The organism is Shouchella phoenicis, assembly GCF_047238345.1.
Classification (GTDB): Bacteria; Bacillota; Bacilli; order Bacillales; family Bacillaceae_D; genus Shouchella.
In genome coordinates this window covers 2,947,436-2,970,178 of sequence record NZ_JBDFMQ010000001.1, presented here as the reverse complement: position 1 = coordinate 2,970,178, position 22,743 = coordinate 2,947,436, and the positions used below count along the sequence as shown (strand labels likewise).

Below are 22,743 nucleotides of genomic sequence, written 5' to 3'. Positions count from 1 at the left end.
TACCCAAATGACTTGTTTTAAAACGATGAGATTTATTTTTCTAGCACACACACTTAGGCAAACGTGCATAAGGTATAGCGAGAAATGAAGGAGTGTGAAAAATGACAATTGCGACTGGTGCTGAGTTTTTAAAGCGGATGGGGCGTCTAAAGAGTGATGTATGGATGGACGGAGAGCGTATCAAGCTTCCTTACACTGAGGTTGAGCCTTTCCGTTCGGTCCTCCGTGCCAAGAGCTTTCTCTATGACATGGTCCATGACGAACAGCATTCAGCTATTTTACAAGCAAAGGATAAACAATCGAATTTCTCTTTTGAAATTCCACGTACAAAAGATGATTTAGTTAAACGGAGAAAAGCGACACAGCTTTGGGCAAATCAAACGTTAGGGGTTCTTGGGCGCTCTCCAGATTATGTGAATACGATGATTACCATTATGGCAGGAGCGAAAGATTTTTTTTCCGAGAATGATCCGGCATTTGGTGATCATATTGACCGTATCTATAGACGAGCAAAAGAGGAAGACTTAACATTTACACATACTTTCGTGAACCCATCTATTAGCAGAAAACCTTTTTATCCGGACGGCGAGGGGACAGAGCAAGCGATTGCAACAAAGATTGTGGAAGAGACGGAAGAGGGCATCATCATTGATGGGGCTCGATTATTAGCTACTCAAGGTGGGATTACAGACGAATTGCTTGTAGTCCCATCTGCTGCTTTTATTGATAGTGATTATTTATTTGGTTGTACAGTTCCATCGGATGCAGAGGGGCTAACGTTTATTAATCGACCTGCTTACAAAAAGGAAAGTGTATTCGATTCGCCTTTGAGCGCTCAATTTGAAGAAGGAGATGCGATTGTTGTATTTGACCACGTGTTTATTCCGTGGGAGCGTGTCTTCTTGTATCGAGACGAGTGGCTAATGAATGATTTATTTATGAAAACAGGCGTTGAATCATTTTTATTATATCAAGCAGTTAACCGCCAAATTGTCAAAACAGAGTGGGTGCTAGGAATTGCTCAAGCGTTGGTAGCAACATTCGATATCGAACGGCACCAGCATATTCAAGGAAAACTTGCAGAGATCATCATTGCATTAGAAGCAATGATGGGTTTCGTCTATTCGTCCGAGGCTCAGGCAGAATTAAACGACTATGGCATCATGGTTCCTAAATTGGAAACATTAAAAGCTTGTGCGTCTTATTATCAGTCAACCTACCCACGATTAATTGAAATTATTCAGCTTTTAGGAGCAAGTCACTTTATTGCCGCTCCAAGTGAAAAAGATTTTAACTCAGCGATCGCACCTCAGCTTGAACGATTTGTAAAAGGTGAATACGTAAGTGCTTACGATAAATTTCAGCTAATCCAACTTGCTCGAGATCTATCGATTACTGAGTTTGGTAGCCGGCAACTGCTTTATGAGCGATACTTTTACGGAGATCCTATTCGTGTACTCTCTTCTTTAAACGGGCTGTATCGCCCGAAAAAAGAAGCACTGCAAGAAAGAGTTCATAGGTTTTTAAAGGGAGAGAAGTGATTATTCGCTTCTCTCTTTTTCTAGAAGTGGATGATAAAAATCACCGTTTTTGCCTCCGGTTTTTTCAACGAGCAGCGTCTCTTCAATGATCATACTTTTATCGACGGCTTTGCACATATCGTAGAATGTTAAAGCGGCAGCACTGACGGCGGTAAGAGCCTCCATTTCAACTCCAGTATTGCTTTTAACAGTTACTGTGGCATGAATGACGAGTACATAATCATTCGATTCTTTACGTTCGGAAAAGGAAAACGTTAAATCTGTTCCTTGGATCGTAATTGGATGGCACATAGGAATCCAATCTGCTGTTTTTTTTGCTGCCATGATGCCGGCAACTTGGGCAACGGAAAGGGGATCGCCTTTCTTTAACCCTTCCTCATGGATTGCCTGATATAAAGCAGGCGATAAGCGGACTTTTGTACGTGCTGTAGCTGTGCGAGCCGTTTCGTCTTTATCGGCGACGTTCACCATTTTTGCTCGGCCTTCATTGTTGAAATGTGAAAAAGAAGTCATATTAGTCGCTCCAATCCGTTATACGGTTAATATTTTTAAAATAAGGTACTTCATCTGAAAAGTTAATTCGCTTTGTGTGAACAGTTGAATAAAGGGCGCGCATACTTGAATAATCCGGTAGCAATCGTTCAATTTTTGACAGGCAGTTAACATGATACAACCCGTGTAAAGGTTGATCGAGTCCTCGATGAACTGGGAGGAGAATATCTGAATCAGGATGCCGATATAGTTGTTGTTGCATAAACACGGTAAAAGATTCATCTATATAGGGTAAATCACCTGCTAAAACTTGAACATGAGTAAAGTTATGTTGTTGAACGTAGTGCAAGCCTGTGTATAATGCTGAGAGTGGTCCTTCATGAGGGGTTTGTTCAATAATGAAAGGATCGGTTTTATTAAAATAGGCTGCAAGCTCTTCGTTTGTTACAATGTAATAAGAAAGGGATGCTTTTTGAAACGCACGAACGCTTTTCAAGACAAGAGGAGCCCCTTCATATTCAGCAAATAATTTTTGCGTACCGTACCGACTAGATTTTCCACCTGCTAGGACTAGACCCGCAATGTTCATTTTCTGAGTTCTCCTAATAGATGAGGAATCATCGGGATAATAAATTCCTCCATGCCGAGTTTAACTGCATTTGAAGAACCAGGTAAGGCGAATATGGCAGTGTTGTTTATCACGCCGGCAATGGCGTTGCTAAAAAGTCCTCTTACGCCAATTTGTTCATAACTTCTTTGCCTAAATTGTTCACCAAAGCCGAGTAGTTCCTTATCGATTAAGCTTTTTATGGTAGCGTAAGTGTTATCACGTTTGCTTATTCCAGTCCCCCCGTTACAAATAATGACGTCAACAGCATGGTTTTCTTCTAAGGAACGCAGATTTGACGTTAAAAGTTGTGGATCATCGGGTATAAGGATATATGATGCAATTTTATGGTGATCATTTAGCAAGTATTGAATAAGTTGACCACTCTTATCTTCTTTTTTTGAACGAGAGTCAGATAACGTTAGAATGGCAACGTTGGCGTAATTGACATCAAATAAATGGTGCATAACTTTAGATCCCTCTACTTTCTATATACATAATGAATAACTAACTAATTTCTAATTTCTCTCACTCTATAGTAAGTGAGTAGAAAGGAGCAGTAAAGTATGAACATGAACGTTGAAGATCAATTAAGTAGACCGCTACGAGATTTGCGTATTTCGATTATGGATAAATGTAACTTTCGGTGTACGTACTGTATGCCTAAGGAAATATTCGGTAAAGACTATGTTTTTATGAAAGAAGAAGAACTCTTAACGTTTGGAGAAATTGTTCAGACAGCGAATCAGTTCGCCGCTTTAGGTGTTAATAAGCTCCGAATAACAGGTGGAGAACCACTTCTCAGAAAGAATGTGGAAGAACTTATACAAGAACTAAATCAAATTGAAGGCATTGACGACATTGCTTTAACGACGAACGGCGTTATGCTGCCTAAGTTAGCGAAATCATTAAAAGAAGCAGGACTTAAGAGAGTGAATGTCAGTTTAGATGCTTTGGATACGACTGTTTTTCAAGAAATGAGCGGACGTGCAACAAAAGCCGATGTGGTCCTTCGCGGCATTGATGCGGCGCTTGAAGCAGGCCTAGGTGTGAAAGTGAACATGGTGGTTAAGCGTGGGTTAAACGAGCAAGAAGTCGTGCCAATGGCGAAGTATTGTAAAGACCGAGGCGTTATGCTGAGGTTCATTGAATTTATGGATGTGGGCCAAACGAACGGCTGGGGTTATTCAAAAGTCGTCTCCAAGAAAGAACTTCATACGTTAGTATCGGAGATTGGTCCGCTACAGCCTGTTGACCACTATTACTTTGGCGAAGTGGCTAGTCGTTACCAGTACGAAGGGTCTGACGTTCAAGTCGGGTTTATTTCATCCGTAACAGAGACATTTTGTGGAACTTGTACGAGAGCGCGCCTTTCTGCTGATGGAAAAGTGTTTACTTGCTTGTTCTCTGAATCAGGAACCGATTTAAAAGAGGACCTACGAGCTGGTCAATCGGATGCCTTTATCAAAGAAAAAATAAAGACAATTTGGGAAAATCGTTCTGATCGATATTCAGAATTAAGAACCGCAGAATCATCAAAAAATAGGAAGAAAATTGAGATGTCTTATATCGGTGGATAGGAATGGAGGTGCCAAAATGGTAGAAAGAAGACAACCAATTCAAATCGACGAAGCCGTTGAACGTGTGATGGCCTATCCATTAGAAGTACGAACGGAAAACGTATCAATTGTTCAAAGCTATGGCAGAATTGTAGCGGATGACTTACGAGCAAGTCATCCAGTTCCTTCTTTTAATCGCTCGCCTTATGATGGGTTTGCTATTCGTTCAGTTGACACCGCTTCTGCCTCGCGAGAGACACCAGTCTTGTTTCGTGTGATAGGAGAAATTGGCGCTGGTCAAGTGTTTCAGTCAGAAGTCGGCGAATATGAAGCCGTTCGAATTATGACCGGAGCCATGATTCCCACAGGTTGTGATGCAGTCATTATGCTTGAGCTTGTTCACGAAAAAAACAGCAGCGAGATTGACATTAAGCGGCAAGTTAAGCATCATGACAATATTTCTTTTATTGGAGAGGACACAGAAGAAGGAGAAATCATCGCAAAGGCAGGCAGTTTGATTCACCCTGGAATTATTGCTCAACTTGCCACCTTTGGAGTTGCTAACGTTTCAGTTGCCGCGCAACCTGTTGTAGGTATCCTCGCAACTGGAAGTGAATTAGTAGACGTAAATGAACCACTAGAACCAGGGAAAATTCGAAATAGCAATGCATATATGGTTGCTGCGCAAGTATTACGTGCTGGTGGTATTCCAGTCATGCTTGGACACGTTGAAGATAAAATAGAACCATGTATGAAGATTATTCGTGAACAATTACATAAAGTGGATCTTATGATTACAACAGGTGGCGCTTCTGTAGGGGATTTTGATTTAGTGCCTGAAATTGTGAAACAATTAGAAGCAGAAACACTGTTTAATAAAGTAGCAATGCGGCCTGGTAGTGTCACAACAGCTGCTGCAACAAAAAGTGGAAAGCTATTGTTTGGTCTATCTGGGAATCCAGGGGCATGTTTTGTTGGCTTTGAATTATTTGCTCGACCAGTTATTCGACGTTCACAACGAGCAAAAGCGCATCTTCCCTTAAGTAAAGGAACTCTAGGCGTTGATTTTCCAAAACCGAATCCGTTTACAAGGCTCATTCGAGGTAAGTTGGAAGAAGCTACAGGAGAGCATATCGTGTACCCCTCTGGACTGGATAAATCCGGATCCGTCGTTTCACTTGCAGAAGCTGACGTGCTCATTTTATTACCCGGTGGGACAAGAGGGTATGAAAAAGGGGACAAAGTCGATGTTTTGATCCTAAATAGCATTGAAGGAAGTGATTCCTCTTGGGAAAAATTCTTCAAGTCGTAGGGTATAAAAATGCCGGCAAAACTACTTTTATTGAGAGGTTACTAGTTGCTTTCCAACAGACCCCCCAAACTGTGGCAACGATTAAACATCACGGACATGGGGGCGAACCTGATGGCATGACAGATAGCGCTCGCTTCATGCAAAAGGGTTCGGCATCTTCCATTGTTGAAGGGGCTGGCGTGGTGCATCTTTCTACAAATGCCATCAACCCTTCCCTCACCCATTTAATCAATGTTCAAACCTACTTATGTCGTCCAGATATAATTTTTATTGAAGGGTGGAAGCAAGAAACGTACCCAAAGGTGGTTTGTTTACGAGACGAGACAGATTTGGCATTACTGTCTTTAAACAATATTTGTTGTGTTCTCTATCACAAGTTGAACGCCATAGAAAACGTGCCATTTCCAGTCTTTCAACGGGATGATCCAGCTGCTTTAACATACATAAAAGAGTATATAGAGAGAAGTGAGGGAGCGTAACGTGTATGAATTAACAAAGAATCCGATCCAAGTTCAAGACATCATCAATAAAGTAATGGATCGAAATTGCGGTGCTGTCGCCACGTTTCTTGGAACTGTACGTGAATTAACCCATGGGAAAAAAACAATAAGGCTTGAGTACCATGCATATGAAACAATGGCTACAAAAATGTTGCAAAAAATTGGGGAAGAAGTTGAAAGCAAATGGCCTGGAACAAAGGTGGCCATTACCCATCGATTAGGAGTTTTAGAGATTAGCGAGATCGCCATTGTCATTGCTGTTAGCTCACCTCATCGAAAAGCAGCGTACGAAGGAAACGAGTATGCAATGGAGCGGATAAAAGAAATGGTGCCAATCTGGAAAAAAGAATACTGGGAAGATGGTTCCAAATGGATTGGCGATCAATTAGAGCAACAGTCTTATCAAACAGGAGGACCGTTATGATTCAGCTGCTTTTATTTGCCGGTTTAGAAGAAAAAATAGGTCATAAAACGTTAGAATTTTCATTTACAGGGAAAACAGTTGCTGAACTAAAGGCATATATAGAAGAGACGTACCAATTAGATCGAGGTTCTTTAACTACGATGATGGTTGCGATTAATGAGGAATTCGCTACAAATGAAGAAACGTTGAAGTCAGAAGATACAGTGGCATTCATACCGCCAGTAAGCGGTGGATAAAAAACGTTCACGTAAAAGGAAGCTTGGTGAGTGAAGTCTTAAGATGCACTCATCAAGTTTTTTGCGTTTATTTGCTGCAAAATAGCATATAAAGAAAAAGCAGCACCACAGTTATCTACAAAAGGATTAGGTAGTAGAGGGAGCTGCTCAATTATATCAACTACTTTTCTTTTCGAAATCTTCTTCTTGATATTCCTTTTTCGTATAGCTAATGGCAAAATAGGTTCCAGCAACAAAGACTGCACCACCAATAATATTACCGAGTGTTACAGGAATGAGGTTGTGGAAAAATCCGTTTATCGTAACAGCCTCTGATCCGCCGTGCATAAGAGCCATACCAAGTATAGACATATTGGCAACACTATGTTCAAAACTTGCAGCAACGAAGGCGAAAATTAATACGAAAATTAAAAAGAGCTTTGCGATATCCCCTTCAGCTCGTAAAGATGTCCAAATGGCAAGACAGACAATCCAGTTACATAAAATACCTCTAAAGAATAATTCAAGCATAGGAGCATTCATTTTGTTTGCTGCTAGAGTCATCATATAATCATCTGGACCTACAGCAGCAAAAATTCCGGATAAAAAAACAAGGGCTGAAATGGCAAGTGCGCCAATCAGATTTCCAAAGTAGCTCCACCCCCAAATGATAAGGGTTTGACGCCAATTCGTTACTTTAGAGAGTGAAGATGCCATGAAAATCATATTGTTACCTGTAAATAATTCGGATCCTGCCCAAAGAACAAGCGCTAATGCAACACCGAATGTCGCTCCTGTCATAATGCTAACAAATGGTGAGTTTGCTTCATATAAAGGGTTTCCAACAGCAAAAAGAACAAGGGATCCAATCCCTACGTAAGCGCCTGCAAGAATCGAAGCAAGTAAGTAGCGAAATGGTGATTTCCGTAACAAGCCATATTTATTTTTAGCTTGTTTGTTTAACGTATGTAATGTGTCTTTATACATAAACATCCTCCTTTCCTATGTTACCGAATATACCCAAATATTCCTTAATTCAAACAGTTTTTTAGTCCTAATACTGCGATGTTTATGGATGGTAAGTTTAGGGAAAGGTAAAATTAACTAATTCATATGTTCTATGGGTTGGTTTATTTTCAAAAGGGAGGGAAAATAATTGGCTGAATTTTACGAGGTTACGTTAAATGGAAAAAAGAAAACGGTTCAAAAAGATTCTGTATTAAATACGATGAATGGCGAATCTGTTGATATTCCAAGTCTTTGTTATCATCCTAGCCTAGGGCCAATTGAAACCTGCGATACATGTATTGTTAAGGTGAACGGCGAGTATGTGCGCTCATGTTCGACAGAAATTAAACCAGGCGATGTAGTAGAAACGAGAACCGACGATGTCCATGAAGCCCAGTTAATTGCGATGGACCGTATTTTAGGAAACCATGAATTATACTGTACGGTATGTGATTTTAACAACGGCAACTGTGAGATACATAATGCTGTGAAAGATATGAAAGTTACTCATCAAGAAACGGAACATAGCTCAAAGGAAGCAGATGTACAGCGAAACCAATTTTATCGTTATGATCCTGATCAATGTATTTTATGCGGTAGATGTGTGGAAGCATGTCAAGATGTACAAGTTACGGAAACATTATCCATTGATTGGAACTTAGAAAGACCCAGAGTTATATGGGATAAAAATTCTCCTATAGATGAATCTTCTTGTGTAAACTGTGGACACTGTTCCACTGTTTGTCCTTGTAATGCAATGATGGAAGTAGGGATGGAAGGCGAAGCAGGTTTCCTTACAGGCATACAAGACGATTCTATGAGACCGATGATCAATATTACGAAAAACGTAGAAACGGGTTATCAGTCACTCATGACGATTTCTGATTTAGAAGCACAAATGCGTGAGTCTAGAATTGAAAAAACAAAAACGGTCTGTACGTATTGTGGCGTAGGATGTTCCTTTGATGTTTGGACAAAAGATCGCCAAATCTTAAAAGTTGAACCAAACGCTGAAGCACCTGCAAACGGAATTTCCACTTGTGTGAAAGGGAAGTTTGGATGGGATTTTGTGAATAGTGAAGAGCGTATTACAAAACCACTTATCCGTGATGGCAATGAGTTCCGTGAAGCAGAATGGGAAGAAGCGTTAGATTTAATTGCTTCTAAATTTAAAGAAGTACGAGAAGATAAAGGTGCGGATGCCCTTGCTTTTATATCGTCTTCAAAATGTACAAACGAAGAATCGTATGTTATGCAAAAATTAGCCCGTGGCGTTATTGGAACGAATAACATCGACAACTGTTCTCGCTATTGTCAGTCACCAGCAACAATGGGGCTTTGGCGTACAGTTGGTTACGGTGGAGACTCAGGTAGCATTGAAGATATTGCGAATGCAGAACTAATCATTTCAATTGGATCAAACACCGTTGAATCACATCCTGTTTTAGCGACGCGCGTAAAACGTTCACAAAAATTAAACGGTCAAAAGGTCATCGTAGCAGATATTCGTAAGCATGAGCTAGCAGAACGCGCTGATCTATTTGTGCAACCTGCCCCAGGAAGCGACCTTGTGTGGCTGTCAGCTGTAACAAAATATATCGTCGACCAAGGTTGGCATGACGTAGAATTTTTAGCGAATCATGTAAATGATGTGGACGAGTATTTAGCTAGTTTAGATGCGTATACACTTGATTATGCAGCGGAAGTGACGCATTTAACGAAAGAGGAACTGATTGCACTAGCAACATCTATTCATGAAGCGAAAACAACATCTGTCCTTTGGGCAATGGGTGTTACGCAACATGGTGGTGGGTCAGATACAAGTACAGCCATTTCTAACCTACTCCTTGTTACAGGTAACTATATGAAACCAGGTGCAGGATCGTATCCTTTACGTGGACATAATAACGTACAAGGCGCAAGTGATTTCGGAAGTATGCCAGATCGTTTTCCAGGCTACCAATATGTAACAGATGATGAGGTGCGTGAGCGTTTTGAGAAAAACTGGGGCGTAAACTTGTCAGCAGAGCCAGGATTAAATAACCACGAAATGGTTGACGCGATGCACGATGGGAACCTTGATGTTCTTTACCTTAAAGGTGAGGACATGGGAATTGTGGATTCAAATATAAACTATGTGCAAGAAGGGTTTGAAAAACTTAAGTTCTTCGTTGTGCAAGATCTTTTCTTTACGAAAACAGCTCAATATGCAGATGTTATCCTTCCAGCAAGTCCAAGTTTAGAAAAAGAAGGAACATTTACAAATACGGAGCGTCGTTTCCAACGTTTGTATCAAGTTCTTGAGCCATTAGGTGATTCAAAACCTGACTGGGTGATTATTCAAGAGATTGCCAAACGCATGGGTGCAAACTGGTCTTATACACATCCAAGTGAGATTATGGATGAAGCGGCTTCGCTAACACCACTTTTTGCTGGTGTAAGCTACGATCGCTTAGAAGGCTATAATAGCTTGCAGTGGCCAGTTAAAGCAGATGGTACAGATACGCCGCTCTTGTTTACAGATGGATTTGCATTACCTGAAGGAAAAGCTCGTCTATGGCCAGTTGAGTGGACAAAACCCCTTGAATTTGATGAAGAATACGACATTCATGTTAATAACGGTCGACTATTGGAGCACTTCCATGAAGGAAATATGACGTATAAGTCAAAAGCGATTAGTCGTAAAACGCCAAATGAATTCTTGGAAGTATCACCGGAACTTGCGAAAGACCGTGGGATTGAAGATGGCACGAAAGTAAAGCTAACTTCTCCATATGGCCATGTATTTGTCCGTTGTATCGTAACGGATCGAGTAAAAGGGAAAGAAGTGTACCTTCCGATGAATACAAGTGGCGATGGAGCGATTAACTACTTAACAAGTTCTCACTCCGACAAGGATACGGATACACCGGCATATAAAGAAATTTCTGCGAAAATGGAAATTCTAGAGCCTAAAGGTGAAAGTCCATTACCGAGAATTAATCATCGGAACGGAAATCCACAGCCACAAATCGGCGTAAATGTGGAAGCAAAATGGGCACGACGTGACTACATTTTCCCTGGTGACTTAGTTGAAGCGAGGAGGAAGGCGAAAAATGGCTAAAGCGGTAACTTCCATAAAACGAATGCCTGTTGATCCAGAAACGCAACGACAAAACGACTTACATGAATTAGAAAATGCTTTACTAGAGAACAAGGACGCCATTACGGACGTCCTTGCTCTCCTAAATAAATTTCATGATACAGAGGCGTTTAATATTGCGCATTCTTTAATGGATCAAAAAAACCCATTGTTAAATCAACTTGTTAAGACGTTGGATGATCCGCACATTACACAAGCGCTAAAAAACTTGCTCGTTCTTGTTCAGTCACTTGGGTCCATCAAGCTAGCAGATTTAGAACCTATGCTATTTAAAATAAACTCGGCTTTACATCAAGTGGCTGATTATGAACATAACACGAATCAATCAAGTGCTGGCTACCTATTTAAATCAATGAAAGATCCAAAAACATTGGAAGGCGTGAATACGCTTATTGCGTTGCTAAAAGGGATGGGTGAAGATCAAACCCAGTTTGAACATCATCAGCCACAGTTCGAATTAACGACAATTGCAGACAAGACGTATCAAGAAAGCAGCCAAGAACAAAGAACTCAATCCCAAGCCAGTGGAACAAATTGGCTTGCCATTGCTGCTGGCGCAATCGCTTTTGCCATTCCATTTATGCTGAGAAAAAAGTAAGATGACACATTCCGTGCAAACAGCAAGAGAGATCTTACGTTTTCGAGATGGTATTGAGGAAACAATAACGGATATGGTTGCGACAGAGATTCCAATTACGGTGAAAATGAACGGTGAAGAAGTCGTTACAATGATTTCTTCACCAGGATATATTGAAGATATGGTCGTCGGTTACCTTATCTCTGAAGGGCTTGTCTCTTCTATATCCAACATCGAGCACATACGGTATGAAGCAGCGAGGGGATTCGTCCACTTAACCGTCAATCAACCGATTCATTCACTTCACCAAAAACTACAAACAAAACGATACTTAACTTCATGTTGCGGTATGAGTCGCCAAAGCTTTATTTTTGCTTCGGATGCGAAAACAACGAAAACGATGCATACTCGTTCTGTAAGTATTACGCCTGCACAATGTCTCATGCTCATGCAAGAACTACAAGATACAGCAAATACCTTCAAAGAAACAGGTGGCGTGCATAATGCAGCCCTTGCGACACAAGATGGTATTGTATTAACGAGAATGGACATAGGGAGACACAATGCGCTAGATAAAATTTATGGCTATTGTTTGCGGAACCAAATCTCTTTAGATGATAAAGTACTGCTTTTTAGCGGGAGGTTATCTTCAGAAATTGTTTTAAAAGTGGCTAAGATTGGTTGTGAAATGATTCTATCTAAATCTGCTCCGACAAATCGAGCTTTAGAAATAGCAGAAGAGCTCCAGATTACGACGGTTGGTTTTATTCGACAGCAATCTATGAACGTTTATACCGTACAAGAAAGAATAAACAGGAGCTAGGCAACTCAAACCTAGCTTCTGTTTTTTATGTTTTTGAAAAAACGGTTAGATAAGAGAGGAACCAAAGTGCGTGACGTTGATGGTCTCTTGCGATAGAGGAATAAATATTACGTATTTGAGGATTTTCAGTATGACGTGTGGCTTCTTCAAACAGGTGAGACTGAAATTGTGATTGTTCAAATGCCTTCTTTAATGCGGGTGTATAAGCATTGCGGTTTAACGATGCTTCGCTAATTTCAGGATCTTTATTTGCTTGTGAACGATAGAGGTGCAAAAGGGTTTGATAGTGCTTTTTGTGATCTTCAATAATGTCACGTAAAGTTGACGCGGTTTGCTCAGTTGGAACTTTTTCAATCAAATATTCAAAATCGGTCACGGATTGATAGGAATGCTGGAGGAATTGTTGTAATTGATGTAGTTGCTCGTCAGAAATAGGCTTTGGCTGCTTAGTTGGGGCTTGTTTGGTTATCCCTTGTGTTGGGTTGGGTGGTGGCTGTCGATAAGGTGCTTGAGTTGGTTGAGGCTGCTCAAAGGACGGGGCTTTCTTTTTTTTAAATAGCAAAAGAACACCTCCAAGTGTCATGGTTACGTAGTCTTAATGAACAGTCTATGCTGTTATAAAAGGGAATATGAAAAACCGACTCAATGCTGAGCCGGTTATTCTTCATTCTTTTTTTTAGGTTTCTTACTATAGAAACTAATCATTGTTCCAACAATAATTCCGAGAATAATTCCAATTGGAATACTGTCAAAAACAATACTTGCGCCAACTGCGATTAGTAAGCCAAATATCATTCCGAATGCTTCATTAGGTGGCTTTTCGTTTGATTGATTGGACATGTTCGACCTCCGCCATAATATCTATTAAGAGTATTGTAGCGAACGAAATGACTTAGGTCAAAAAAGTTGAAGTAACTGGCTCGGGAAAGACGTTAACTATGCGCTTTACGAGGGCTAAACAATAATGAGAGGACCGATCCAAGGATAAGCAGGGTAAATACAATTGTTGGTGCGATGCTATCTAAAACACCAAACGCAATTAACACGATACCGAGAGCTAGAAGCAGTGTTACATAGCTTATATACAAGCGTTTCATTCATAATCACCTCCATATTTCATTAATTTTTTAAATCCTATGAAAAATTAGAAATTCATCCGTTTCAATAGGTTTAAACTCCATAATATCATTAAATGAGTGTAGATGCAAGAAGAAATTATTTTCTTCTTGCATACACCCATATGAACGTCAGCAACAAGCCGATGATTGATAATGCAAGTGTTGGTTTAAAGAAAGGTGGCAAATAAGAAAATTGAATGGTATTTTGTCCTTCTTCAAGTTCAACGCCAAGAAACGCGTAGTTTACTTGTTCAACGTCAACGGATTGCCCATTTCGTTTCACTTCCCATCCTTTTTCATAAGGAACTGGTAACATGAGCATTTGTTCGTTGTCAGTATTATCTAATGCAATATCAACATGTCGTCCATCAACATCAACTTCAATTGTCTCATGTTCTTCCTGCTGAACTTCTAACAGGTCGTAGTCCTCTGTGTAAAGAGAGAGATGGTCTAGTGTATATTCTCCTTCTGGAACTCTTAAGGAAATTGTTTCATTTGCCTCCACACGAACCGTTAATTGATTAATGTCAGTTTTGTATATTGACTGCAGCGATTTACGATCTGTCTCAAATTCATTAATCGTTAAAGGGAACAGAGGGGCTGTCTTTGAATTGTTTAGAAGATAGAAGGAAAGATAGTCGTCCACTTCGTCTGCACCACGTTCTCCAATTTCAATATCAATTCCACCTGTGTCTTCTTCAACTGTAAGAATTCCGTTATGATACGATCCTCCAACTGCAGTAATAGTTGTGTCACCGATTCGATCGGTTCGTTCGGCTTCAAAAGAAGCGTTCGCGCGTTCATCTTCAACAATGACGCCATTTAGCATGGCGTGTTCTCTGTCCATGATGCTCAGTGATGCCATGTCGTCCTTACTGTAAAGATTTGACGTCGTGCGCGCAAAAGGCAGAATCAGTTCATTTCTATACAATCGATAGTCTTCGTTCTCTTCGACTTCATAAAAGCCATATGGAATTGGGTCGGGATCTTCTTTTGAAACAAGTTTATGTGAGACTTGATAAAGGCTATGCAAATTTGCACGATCACCGAAGCCAGAATACCTGCTCACGCTTTCTCGATTCATATCAATTTGCAGGTCGGTGTAATAAAAGAAAAGCAACTCACGATTTAACACGCTTGAGTAAGCACTAACGCCGTTAAAGTCTTGGACCATGGGTGTATTGTTTCTAAAATTCGTTACCCACTCGATTCGTGATAAGGGCTCCTGAACGTCAGCAGCCTCAATTAACTCTTTTTGTTTGGTGTGATTGTACGCATGACTTTGTAAGAATTCTTCAGAAGTTGCGCTTAAATCTCCTCTTTCAAACAACCACTCTTTTTGATAGGCATTTGTAACGCCGAGGTGGAGAACAACGGTCGTTACAACCAGCCCAAGCATGGTTGCTTTATAGTGGCCCTTTAATTGGAAGAATCCAAATAAAACCGTTACGATCGCTGTAATTAACAGAATGATTGCTTGAAAAGAAAGAAACGCATTTGAATCTGTCAATAAGCCAATCGTAAAAAGAATGCTGTAGACGAAAAGTGTCAATATGAGCGCGTGACGCTTTTCATTTTTAGGGATTTGATGAAACTTACTTAAGCCGATTGCGACAGCTGCAGCAAATGCAAATGCCCCCATGTATTGAAAGCGATATTGGGGTGCCGAGAAACCGTTAAACACACTCCCGATCATTGGACTATAATGAAAGACGATAAAGACGAGAGAAAGAATTGTGAATAGAAGAAACGGTTTAAAGCGATATAAACTCCTGCAACAAATCAACAAGATAAACAAAGCAGGAATCAAAAGATAACGGCTTGTGAAAAAGATTTCATCGTGAAAATGAAACCACTCTATTGATTGTTCAAAAGGAGGTCGTTGATTGTTTAAAAATCCATAAACCGCTGGTACAAATGAAAATGAACCAATAAAAAACCCAAGAATGGTGGCTGGCAAGTATGTAAGAAACTGCTGTTTCAATGAAATTTCGTCACGTGAAAATTTTATAAAACTACGCAAAATTGCGTAAATGGCTATAAATAGAAAGTTCATGTAGGCGAAATAAAAGTTGTTAATAATAGAGATCGCGACTGCAAAGATAAACCACCAAGGTTTCTTCTCTCTAACGATTTTCTCTACCCCCAACACTAGTAAAGGTAACCATAAGTAAGCATCTGCGAAAAACTCCCAAAACGATGCGTGGCGAAAATACATCACACTTGCGCCATACAATACAGCGCCTAAAAAAGCATAAAGGAAGCGTATGCGAAAATAACGAAACACAAACGTTGTTATTATGATAACGACTGATAGTCGGAAGATGTTAACAAATACTGCTGCATTTGCCCAAAAAAGGACGTCGTCAGGGTTTTGAAAGAGTTGTACCCATTCTCCTAAGAAGATAAAGAGAAAAGAAACAAAAAATACTGTGCTTGTTGAAAAGTAATAAGCAAGCTGACTGAAAATACCTCCACCAAGACCAAATTGATGGGAATAAAAGAACGTTCCCTCGCTAAACGAGTTATATAGAAATTGTTTAAAAGGGAGCATTTGTGCAGTACCATCGTTTGGTCCGACCATGAATTGTCCATTTGTTAATTGATAAAGAAAAAAAGCATGGGCAAGAAAGGCGACGCCAATACTTGCACCAATTAGAAGTAGGACTTTTTTAAGACTCATGGGAAACTCCATCTCGTTTTAAAATTTTTGCGGTAACAATATACGTAATAGGAACTGTAAGGAAAACAGCAAGTATTGGCGCAATAACTGGAGATAAACCAATTAATTCTACGAAAACAAACACGAGGGTTGTGGATACGCTAAAATTAACGACTTGAGTTAGTGGAAACTGTAAAAACGTCTTTAAAGATGGTTTTACTCCAAATGTGAAAAATACGTTTAAAAAGTAGGAAACAACCATTGATAAAAGAAAGGCGGTAATATGAGCTACTAAATAAAAGAGACCAAACACTTGATGGAAAAGGAGGAATAAGGAATAAAAGACAAGCGTATTTATCCCTCCTACAAATGCAAAACGCATAAATTGATTTCGATAGATTTTCTGACAAAAATTACTGAATGCGTTCATAGCGTTTTCCTTTAGTTGCATTTGCTTCTTTAATTAAATAGTGAGGTCGTTTCTTTGTTTCATTGTAAATTCGACCAATGTATTCTCCAATAATACCAAGAGAGACGAGTTGAATCCCGCCAAGAAAGAGAACAGCTGAGATAATGGTGAAGTAGCCTGGAACATCAATTCCCGTCCGAATAATTTGGGTTAGCATAATGAAAATGTAAACAAGTGCAGCGAGCAAAATTGTACCACCCATGTAAAAACAAATGCGAAGAGGTTTTAAATTAAACGAAATGATTCCATCAATACCGTAATTGATTAGCTTCGGTAAAGACCATTTCGAATCGCCGTTTTGACGACTTACGTTTTCATAATGAACCACTTTTTGATCAAAGCCAATCCATGAAAACAGCCCTTTCGAGAAACGGTTTCCTTCACTTAAAATAAGGAGAGCATCGACTGCACGACGACTTAACAAACGAAAGTCACCCGCTCCATCTTCCAAACGGACATCGACCACTTTATTTATCATTTTATAATACAATTTCGAAAGCGCCGTCTTTACAACGTTGTCCCCTTTTCGGTTACGGCAAGCAATGACTTGATCGTATCCTTCTTCATACCCGTCTAATAAATCATGAATTAATTCTACGGGGTGTTGTAAATCAGCATCTATAACAATGACACAGTCCCCTTTTGCATGCTGGAAACCTGCTAATATTGCTGCTTCTTTTCCAAAATTTCGTGTAAACGAAATATAGTTCACTTGTGGATGCCAAGTAGAAAGCCTTTGAAGCAGAGGGAGTGTAGAATCTGAACTACCGTCATCAATATAGATCACTTCATACCGATAATGGCTTTGGTCAAGCACTTTTTTCAATGCAAAATAAAAAGGCTCAACGTTTTGTTCTTCATTAAAAGAAGGAACAATAATAGATAGAAGTGGTTTGTTCATAAAAAATCCTCCATAAACCAGTAATAGTCCTATTATACCCCTTGTTGTCGGACTTGAATCTTACGGTTGTTTTAAAGAAATATTGTAAAGTATGGTTGATTCTAAAAAACATCTTAGCTGTGAGTTGAAATGACGGAAAGTATAAAAAAGCAGTGAAATGTGGTCAAGTCTCCCCAATCTGTTGCGTCTCTATGTTAGGGTAGCTTAGAAGTCAAAGCTTAGAGGTGGAACCCATGAAAAAAACATCGTTTGTTCTTTTTTCTGGAATAGCCGCAATGGCTCTTGCAGGATGTCAAAGTTCAGAAGAGTCAAGTGAAAATATAGAAACTGTTCTTCAAAATTCACACGATACAATGTCGGAAACAACAAGCTATCAAATGGATACAACAGCAGGGTCAGCTCAAAATGACCAAGGTTTAGAAACGACAATGAAACTTGTTCGTGAACCGTTTGCTTATTCTTCTGTGCAATCTATGAGTAACCCTGAAACTGACGAAACACAGGAGACAATGATGTTTATCCAAGATGGTCAATATTACGAACAAGATCCTATGCTTGAGGAATGGATAACTGTGCCAACTGAAGAGGCTGGCATGGATGATCCCGCTGCTATTCAGCCTGCAGAAAATCAATTAGAAGCGTTAGCGAATCATGCAGATCTTCTGAGCATGGAAGAAACAGAGGAGCATTATCAAATAACAGCCTCAGGAACAAGTGAAGAGGCGACGGAACTAGTGCTTACGTTCATGAATCAAAGTCCTGAAGAGCTTGATATTGAGTTGAATGACTTTAGTTACGAAATGCTTATTGACAAAGATTCGTTGTTGCAGGAGAGTAGTCAACTAAGTATTGATGGCGAACTAGTGGAGCAAGGACAACCATTTTCTGAAGAAGTTGCTTATGAATTTAGTCAGTTTGATGCATTAGAAGAAGCTGATGTAGATGAATCTGCAATGGATGAGGCGATTTCCTTGGAAGAAGCTCAAGAACAAATGGCCGATATGCAAGCTGAAATGGAACAAGAAATGGAACAACAACAAGAGTAAACCGATTTAAGAGTAAGGGACGATCCCCCTTACTCTTTTTTTATAACCAGGTTTTTATGGAAGAAAAGACCTAGTCGCAAGGTTACAGGTGCACAAATGAAGGAAAAAAAGCAAAAGCTAACGTTATTTTCCGAAAAATCGCTTATTTTAAAGCTATTTGAGCTTATTTTAATGAGAGAGTGGGTAAAGGAGTCTTAAGGCAAAAGGAGAGGATATTTGCGGAAAAAGTGATTTTGGTCAATCTTGTAAGTGTGCTATGATGATACTCATATTATATTTGGTCGCCAAAAAAGAGGTTGTTGGGAAACATTGCGCGTTTTAAAACAGCTTGTTTTTTGTGTGATGATTCTAGAGGAGGAACATTTGAATTGAGAAAAATAGGAATATTCGGCGTATTTTTCGTATCAACATTGGCACTTGCAGCATGTGGAGATAGTGATGATAACGGCGATGCAGGTGGAGACAGTGGCGAAGACGGTGGCGGAATTGTAAGTGTGGGTGTAGCGAATGAAGAGCCATATGGTTACATTGACGTTGAAAACAATGAAGTAACAGGGGCTGCTCCTGAGATTGCTCGTGCTGTGTTACAAAGTATCGGCTATGAAGATATCGAAGGGACGGTTAATGATTTTGGTGCACTTATTGAAGGTGTAAACAGTGGTTCTTTTGAAATGGCTACAGCAGCGATGGATGTTCAACCTCAGCGCTGTGATGCAGGGAATTTTGGTGATATTGAAATCCAATATGGAGAAGGCATTGTTGTACAATCAGGCAATCCGCTCAATCTAAATAGCTATGAAGATCTTGTTGCAAACCCCGATGTGACCGTTGCCGTTATGTCAGGTGCCAATCAAATTGGCATGCTTGAAGATTTAGGGATAGATTCCAGTCAGTTTATGCAAGGCTCGAGTATTGCGGATAACATTGCAGCTGTTGAGAACGGGTCAGCAGATGTCATGGTGGCTACAGATGCAACAGCAAACTCGGCTGCTCAAAATAATGAATCCGGTCAAGTAGAATTTGTTGAAGATTTCGAACAGCCAATTGTTGATGGGGAACCTGTAACGGCATATGGTGCAGCTGTATTTGCAGATGACGAGTTGAGAGAAGCGTATAATGAAGGTCTTCAAGAATTAATTGAATCTGGCGAGCTTTTAGACATCATTGAAGAGTTCGGATTCACAGAAGCAAATTTGCCACCAGATGATATTACAACAGAAGATCGATGTAATATGGATAGCTAATAAGAAATAGATGAGCGAAGCATGGTGCTGCATAGCCGATAACCATGCTTTTTCTCGTAGAAAGAGAGGTGTATGCTATGTTTTCAAATTTTGGTACGTTTGTGCCATTTATTTTGCAAGGGTTGACGACAACGGTAATGGTCTTTCTTTATGGAGCTTTAATCGCTTATTCAATCGCCATCGTCGCTGGTTTAATGCGAACGTCTCAGTATGGCGTTGTTAGAAGTATTGCCGCAGTCTTTGTTGAATTGTTTAGAGGCACATCGTTACTTGTACAAATGTTCTTTCTTTATTATGCACTTCCTCAACTGATCGATGGGTTAAATATGAGCCTCATGCTTGCAGGTTCATTAGCAGTTGGCTTAAATTATGGTGCTTATGCATCAGAGGTTGTACGAGGTGCGATTAATTCGATTCACGTCGGACAAACCGAAGCAGCCATTTCTTTAAATATGACAAGATTTCAGCGGTTAAGGCTTGTCATTTTACCACAAGCCTTTCGCTTGATGCTACCAGGGTTTGGGAATAATGCAATCGAATTATTGAAAGGGACATCATTAGTTTATTTTATCGGATTGGCCGATTTAACGTTTAACGCAAACGTACTTCGAGGCAGCAATACGGCGATTAGTAGCCAAGTGGAAATTTATACATACTTATTGTTTGCCTATTTCCTGCTAGCATTGCCACTTATTTTCTTAGCACGCTATTTAGAAAAGCGTGTCTCTAAAGGGGTGAGTACCTCATGAATGACGTTTGGGATTGGGAATTTGCGTTTGAAATCTTTCCAGAAATCTTATCAGCTATTACCGTAACCATTTCTGTTACTGTGATTGCTTATATCATTTCACTAACAGTTGGGTTACTTTTTGCATTATTAAGGCGTTCAAAGATCAAGCTTGTGTCATTCCTCATTGGTGGCATTGTAGAGTTCATAAGGGCTACGCCACCACTTGTGCAATTGTTTTTTGTCTTTTATACAACGCCATTAACCGGATTTCAAACAGGGGTTGTGGTTCTTGGTATTCACTATGCAACATATGTTTCAGAAATATATCGTTCCGGGATCGAAGCTGTTCCGAAGAGCCAATGGGAAGCTGGTCAAGCGTTAAATTTTTCTAAAGCACAAATGTGGAGAAAAATTATCCTGCCGCAAGCCGTGCCTCCAGTCATTCCGATGCTTGGCAATTACTTAATTGTCTTATTTAAAGAGACACCGCTATTACTAGGTGTATTCGTTATGGAAATGATGTCAACAGCTCGAGCAATTGGCTCGCAAACGTATAGCTTTGTGGAACCAATTACAATCGTAGGGCTGCTATTCCTTCTATTAAGTTATCCATCTGCATTGTTGATTCGTTACCTAGAGAGGAAAGTAGGGAACTTACACGGGAACAAAGTTGAGACACGGGGGGTTAAAACATGAATGAACTTGTAAAAGAAGAAGTAGAACAGCGGGATGAGCATGAGAACACGGAAGATATCATTGTTCGGTATCGTGATGTGAAAAAAGCATTTGGCGATACAATTGTATTGAATGAACTAAATATTGACGTCAAAAAAGGGGAAAAAATTGCGTTAATAGGTCCGTCTGGATCGGGGAAAACGACGATTATTCGTATGCTTATGACGTTAGAGCAACCGACAGAAGGTACAATTGAAGTAGACGGTGAAATGCTTTGGCATAAAGAGGTAGATGGAAAGCTTGTTCCAGCAGATGAAAAGCATTTACGAAAAGTTAGAGGCAATATAGGGATGGTATTTCAACAATACAATTTGTTTCCGCATATGACGATTATGAAAAATTGTACCGAAGCGCCCATTCATGTATTAGGACTTAGCAAACAAGAGGCGCAAGAGCGAGCAAAAAAAATGCTCGCCAAAGTTGGCTTGGAAGACAAAATGGATATGTACCCATCCCAGTTATCAGGTGGTCAACAGCAAAGGGTTGCCATAGCTCGCTCTTTAGTGATGCAGCCAAAAGTCATGTTGTTTGATGAGGTTACAGCGGCGCTTGATCCAGAGCTTGTTGGTGAGGTATTAGAAGTCATCCGTGATATTGCAGCAGAGGGAGAAACAACAATGATGCTTATTACCCACGAAATGGATTTTGCTGTGGATGTGGCAGATCGAGTTTTCTTTTTAGATGCGGGGAAGATTGCGGAACAAGGTACGCCTGATGAAGTAATAAAAAACCCGAAGACGGACCGGTTAAAATCGTTTTTAGGTAGATTTCACTCATAGTGATGAACGAATAGTTGTTCATATGTAGCGACTGGTTGTCTTCTAAACGGTAAGGAAATTCAGGGTCATGAAATGTTACGTCTCTTCGTATTGGAACTAAAATGTACACCTCGCATTCGTTAAATCATAGATAATTGATAATGAGAATCATTCCTTGCTTTCATAACATGTATTCGCTACACTAAATGTAATGTTAGATAAAAGGATGATGGATATGACGAATCAAGCACATATAATCGACACAATCATAAAAGAAAGACGATCAATCAAAAAATTTAAGTCAGATGCTTTATCAACGGAAGATATCATTGAGCTTCTAGAGGTTGCTAAGTGGGCACCTAACCATAAATTAACTGAGCCTTGGCGTTTTTTGCTTTTTGCAGATGAAGGAAAAGAAACATTTATTCAAGCTTATTTGAAATCGCAAATGGGCGCAGACCAAAGTGTACCTGAAAAAGCGCAAAAAAAAGCAACTTATTTCAGGCAAATTCCGATTCATCTTGTGGTCGTAATGCCTGAACATCCTCGTCAGAAAACGTGGGATGAAGACTATGGTGCGGTTAGTGCTATGATTCAAAACTTCCAACTTGCAGCTTGGGCGCGAGGGATTGGAATGATTTGGAGGACGAATGACTGGATTTATGATCCTGTCTTTAGAGAGGCAATTGGTGTGAAAGATGGCGAAAAAATTATTGGAACGTTGATGATTGGATACGCAGACTTTATTCCAGAAGCAAAAGAACGGACAAGTATTAAAGATAAATTAACGATCGTTAATAAATAGGGAATTAATTGAGAAGACGACTGGTCCAATCTAAGGGTTAGTCGTCTTTTTTTGGTATATACCATTCATTTGATT

25 protein-coding genes are annotated in these 22,743 nt (G+C 39.9%); 15 read left to right on the top strand and 10 right to left on the bottom strand.

The genetic code is table 11. The features are described 5' to 3' along the window. The first annotated feature begins 101 nt into the window (after positions 1-101). Entirely contained in the window at positions 102-1,541 is a 1,440-nt protein-coding gene (locus tag ABC361_RS15880; RefSeq protein WP_413074856.1) for a 4-hydroxyphenylacetate 3-hydroxylase family protein, read from the top strand. Here the strand turns inward: ABC361_RS15880 and moaC are convergent, their stop codons facing one another. The 3 genes from moaC to ABC361_RS15865 are packed head-to-tail and all read right to left on the bottom strand — an operon-like array spanning position 1,542 to position 3,107. Then, positions 1,542-2,054, bottom strand: a complete 513-nt coding sequence (gene moaC / locus ABC361_RS15875) for a cyclic pyranopterin monophosphate synthase MoaC (protein WP_413074855.1) — start codon at positions 2,052-2,054, stop codon at positions 1,542-1,544. 1 nt (position 2,055) lies between these two features. Beyond that, a complete protein-coding gene (locus tag ABC361_RS15870) occupies positions 2,056-2,622 on the bottom strand; it encodes a molybdenum cofactor guanylyltransferase (RefSeq protein ID WP_413074854.1) in 567 nt (188 codons plus the stop codon). Then, complete coding sequence (locus ABC361_RS15865; protein ID WP_413074853.1) at positions 2,619-3,107, bottom strand: MogA/MoaB family molybdenum cofactor biosynthesis protein; 489 nt, start codon at positions 3,105-3,107, stop codon at positions 2,619-2,621. Before ABC361_RS15865 ends, ABC361_RS15870 begins: the two co-directional genes overlap by 4 nt. A gap of 99 nt (positions 3,108-3,206) precedes the next feature. On the opposite strand from ABC361_RS15865, the gene moaA reads away from it, so the two are divergent. From moaA to moaD, 5 genes are read left to right on the top strand one after another with little or no spacing between them, the layout of a single operon-like run. Beyond that, positions 3,207-4,220, top strand: coding sequence for a GTP 3',8-cyclase MoaA (gene moaA / locus ABC361_RS15860; protein WP_413074852.1), 1,014 nt, complete (start codon positions 3,207-3,209; stop codon positions 4,218-4,220). 16 nt (positions 4,221-4,236) lie between these two features. After that, on the top strand, positions 4,237-5,511 hold the full coding sequence (locus tag ABC361_RS15855) for a molybdopterin molybdotransferase MoeA (protein ID WP_413074851.1): 1,275 nt from the start codon (positions 4,237-4,239) through the stop codon (positions 5,509-5,511). Next, positions 5,487-5,990: a molybdopterin-guanine dinucleotide biosynthesis protein B gene (gene mobB / locus ABC361_RS15850; protein ID WP_413074850.1), complete on the top strand. Its 504-nt coding sequence runs from the start codon at positions 5,487-5,489 to the stop codon at positions 5,988-5,990. The genes ABC361_RS15855 and mobB overlap by 25 nt, the downstream gene beginning before the upstream one ends. 1 nt (position 5,991) lies before the next feature. After that, positions 5,992-6,435: a molybdenum cofactor biosynthesis protein MoaE gene (locus ABC361_RS15845; RefSeq protein ID WP_413074849.1), complete on the top strand. Its 444-nt coding sequence runs from the start codon at positions 5,992-5,994 to the stop codon at positions 6,433-6,435. Further along, positions 6,432-6,671, top strand: a complete 240-nt coding sequence (moaD, locus tag ABC361_RS15840; protein WP_413074848.1) for a molybdopterin converting factor subunit 1 — start codon at positions 6,432-6,434, stop codon at positions 6,669-6,671. The genes ABC361_RS15845 and moaD overlap by 4 nt, the downstream gene beginning before the upstream one ends. 156 nt (positions 6,672-6,827) lie before the next feature. Here moaD and ABC361_RS15835 read toward each other — a convergent pair whose 3' ends face one another. Continuing rightward, complete coding sequence (locus ABC361_RS15835) at positions 6,828-7,637, bottom strand: formate/nitrite transporter family protein (RefSeq protein WP_413074847.1); 810 nt, start codon at positions 7,635-7,637, stop codon at positions 6,828-6,830. A gap of 169 nt (positions 7,638-7,806) precedes the next feature. Here ABC361_RS15835 and fdhF point away from each other — a divergent pair, with 169 nt between their 5' ends. Genes fdhF through fdhD form a run of 3 tightly spaced genes read left to right on the top strand, consistent with a single transcriptional unit; the run spans position 7,807 to position 12,200 of the window. Beyond that, the gene (gene fdhF, locus ABC361_RS15830) at positions 7,807-10,761 is read left to right on the top strand and encodes a formate dehydrogenase subunit alpha (protein ID WP_413074846.1); all 2,955 of its coding nucleotides are present in this window, start codon (positions 7,807-7,809) and stop codon (positions 10,759-10,761) included. Continuing rightward, positions 10,754-11,398 carry a helical membrane plugin domain-containing protein gene (locus tag ABC361_RS15825; RefSeq protein WP_413074845.1) on the top strand — a complete coding sequence of 215 codons (645 nt, stop codon included), beginning with the start codon at positions 10,754-10,756 and terminating at the stop codon, positions 11,396-11,398. Before fdhF ends, ABC361_RS15825 begins: the two co-directional genes overlap by 8 nt. 1 nt (position 11,399) lies before the next feature. Further along, complete coding sequence (gene fdhD, locus ABC361_RS15820; protein ID WP_413074844.1) at positions 11,400-12,200, top strand: formate dehydrogenase accessory sulfurtransferase FdhD; 801 nt, start codon at positions 11,400-11,402, stop codon at positions 12,198-12,200. A 25-nt stretch (positions 12,201-12,225) separates the two neighbouring features. Here the strand turns inward: fdhD and ABC361_RS15815 are convergent, their stop codons facing one another. The 6 genes from ABC361_RS15815 to ABC361_RS15790 form a co-directional block, all read right to left on the bottom strand. Then, on the bottom strand, positions 12,226-12,762 hold the full coding sequence (locus ABC361_RS15815) for a hypothetical protein (RefSeq protein ID WP_413074843.1): 537 nt from the start codon (positions 12,760-12,762) through the stop codon (positions 12,226-12,228). Between the two features lie 95 nt (positions 12,763-12,857). Continuing rightward, on the bottom strand, positions 12,858-13,040 hold the full coding sequence (locus tag ABC361_RS15810) for a hypothetical protein (protein ID WP_413074842.1): 183 nt from the start codon (positions 13,038-13,040) through the stop codon (positions 12,858-12,860). 92 nt (positions 13,041-13,132) lie between these two features. Further along, on the bottom strand, positions 13,133-13,297 hold the full coding sequence (locus ABC361_RS15805) for a hypothetical protein (protein ID WP_413074841.1): 165 nt from the start codon (positions 13,295-13,297) through the stop codon (positions 13,133-13,135). A gap of 118 nt (positions 13,298-13,415) precedes the next feature. Continuing rightward, positions 13,416-16,001 (bottom strand): YfhO family protein, encoded by a 2,586-nt coding sequence (locus ABC361_RS15800; RefSeq protein WP_413074840.1) that lies wholly within the window; start codon positions 15,999-16,001, stop codon positions 13,416-13,418. Continuing rightward, positions 15,991-16,410, bottom strand: a complete 420-nt coding sequence (locus ABC361_RS15795) for a GtrA family protein (protein ID WP_413074839.1) — start codon at positions 16,408-16,410, stop codon at positions 15,991-15,993. Before ABC361_RS15795 ends, ABC361_RS15800 begins: the two co-directional genes overlap by 11 nt. Further along, entirely contained in the window at positions 16,394-17,350 is a 957-nt protein-coding gene (locus ABC361_RS15790; RefSeq protein ID WP_413074838.1) for a glycosyltransferase family 2 protein, read from the bottom strand. Before ABC361_RS15790 ends, ABC361_RS15795 begins: the two co-directional genes overlap by 17 nt. 233 nt (positions 17,351-17,583) lie before the next feature. Here ABC361_RS15790 and ABC361_RS15785 point away from each other — a divergent pair, with 233 nt between their 5' ends. The 6 genes from ABC361_RS15785 (at position 17,584) to ABC361_RS15760 (ending at position 22,668) form a co-directional block, all read left to right on the top strand. Then, the gene (locus tag ABC361_RS15785; RefSeq protein WP_413074837.1) at positions 17,584-18,396 is read left to right on the top strand and encodes a DUF6612 family protein; all 813 of its coding nucleotides are present in this window, start codon (positions 17,584-17,586) and stop codon (positions 18,394-18,396) included. A 368-nt stretch (positions 18,397-18,764) separates the two neighbouring features. Next, positions 18,765-19,640, top strand: a complete 876-nt coding sequence (gene ehuB / locus ABC361_RS15780; protein WP_413074836.1) for an ectoine/hydroxyectoine ABC transporter substrate-binding protein EhuB — start codon at positions 18,765-18,767, stop codon at positions 19,638-19,640. Between the two features lie 77 nt (positions 19,641-19,717). Then, a complete protein-coding gene (ehuC, locus tag ABC361_RS15775) occupies positions 19,718-20,389 on the top strand; it encodes an ectoine/hydroxyectoine ABC transporter permease subunit EhuC (RefSeq protein WP_413074835.1) in 672 nt (223 codons plus the stop codon). After that, on the top strand, positions 20,386-21,066 hold the full coding sequence (gene ehuD, locus ABC361_RS15770; RefSeq protein WP_413074834.1) for an ectoine/hydroxyectoine ABC transporter permease subunit EhuD: 681 nt from the start codon (positions 20,386-20,388) through the stop codon (positions 21,064-21,066). The genes ehuC and ehuD overlap by 4 nt, the downstream gene beginning before the upstream one ends. Then, complete coding sequence (gene ehuA / locus ABC361_RS15765) at positions 21,063-21,884, top strand: ectoine/hydroxyectoine ABC transporter ATP-binding protein EhuA (RefSeq protein ID WP_413074833.1); 822 nt, start codon at positions 21,063-21,065, stop codon at positions 21,882-21,884. The genes ehuD and ehuA overlap by 4 nt, the downstream gene beginning before the upstream one ends. 205 nt (positions 21,885-22,089) lie before the next feature. Continuing rightward, on the top strand, positions 22,090-22,668 hold the full coding sequence (locus ABC361_RS15760; protein ID WP_413074832.1) for a nitroreductase family protein: 579 nt from the start codon (positions 22,090-22,092) through the stop codon (positions 22,666-22,668). Positions 22,669-22,743: the final 75 nt, after the last annotated feature.

Excerpts from the sequence above, each read along its gene's own strand:
- ABC361_RS15880 (WP_413074856.1), top strand. The coding sequence starts at position 102 with ATGACAATTGCGACTGGTGCTGAGTTTTTAAAGCGGATGGGGCGTCTA.
- moaC (WP_413074855.1), bottom strand. The coding sequence starts at position 2,054 with ATGACTTCTTTTTCACATTTCAACAATGAAGGCCGAGCAAAAATGGTG.
- ABC361_RS15870 (WP_413074854.1), bottom strand. The coding sequence starts at position 2,622 with ATGAACATTGCGGGTCTAGTCCTAGCAGGTGGAAAATCTAGTCGGTAC.
- ABC361_RS15865 (WP_413074853.1), bottom strand. The coding sequence starts at position 3,107 with ATGCACCATTTATTTGATGTCAATTACGCCAACGTTGCCATTCTAACG.
- moaA (WP_413074852.1), top strand. The coding sequence starts at position 3,207 with ATGAACATGAACGTTGAAGATCAATTAAGTAGACCGCTACGAGATTTG.
- ABC361_RS15855 (WP_413074851.1), top strand. The coding sequence starts at position 4,237 with ATGGTAGAAAGAAGACAACCAATTCAAATCGACGAAGCCGTTGAACGT.
- moaD (WP_413074848.1), top strand. The coding sequence starts at position 6,432 with ATGATTCAGCTGCTTTTATTTGCCGGTTTAGAAGAAAAAATAGGTCAT.
- ABC361_RS15835 (WP_413074847.1), bottom strand. The coding sequence starts at position 7,637 with ATGTATAAAGACACATTACATACGTTAAACAAACAAGCTAAAAATAAA.
- ABC361_RS15825 (WP_413074845.1), top strand. The coding sequence starts at position 10,754 with ATGGCTAAAGCGGTAACTTCCATAAAACGAATGCCTGTTGATCCAGAA.
- fdhD (WP_413074844.1), top strand. The coding sequence starts at position 11,400 with ATGACACATTCCGTGCAAACAGCAAGAGAGATCTTACGTTTTCGAGAT.
- ABC361_RS15810 (WP_413074842.1), bottom strand. The coding sequence starts at position 13,040 with ATGTCCAATCAATCAAACGAAAAGCCACCTAATGAAGCATTCGGAATG.
- ABC361_RS15805 (WP_413074841.1), bottom strand. The coding sequence starts at position 13,297 with ATGAAACGCTTGTATATAAGCTATGTAACACTGCTTCTAGCTCTCGGT.
- ABC361_RS15800 (WP_413074840.1), bottom strand. The coding sequence starts at position 16,001 with ATGAGTCTTAAAAAAGTCCTACTTCTAATTGGTGCAAGTATTGGCGTC.
- ABC361_RS15795 (WP_413074839.1), bottom strand. The coding sequence starts at position 16,410 with ATGAACGCATTCAGTAATTTTTGTCAGAAAATCTATCGAAATCAATTT.
- ABC361_RS15790 (WP_413074838.1), bottom strand. The coding sequence starts at position 17,350 with ATGAACAAACCACTTCTATCTATTATTGTTCCTTCTTTTAATGAAGAA.
- ABC361_RS15785 (WP_413074837.1), top strand. The coding sequence starts at position 17,584 with ATGAAAAAAACATCGTTTGTTCTTTTTTCTGGAATAGCCGCAATGGCT.
- ehuC (WP_413074835.1), top strand. The coding sequence starts at position 19,718 with ATGTTTTCAAATTTTGGTACGTTTGTGCCATTTATTTTGCAAGGGTTG.
- ehuD (WP_413074834.1), top strand. The coding sequence starts at position 20,386 with ATGAATGACGTTTGGGATTGGGAATTTGCGTTTGAAATCTTTCCAGAA.
- ehuA (WP_413074833.1), top strand. The coding sequence starts at position 21,063 with ATGAATGAACTTGTAAAAGAAGAAGTAGAACAGCGGGATGAGCATGAG.
- ABC361_RS15760 (WP_413074832.1), top strand. The coding sequence starts at position 22,090 with ATGATGGATATGACGAATCAAGCACATATAATCGACACAATCATAAAA.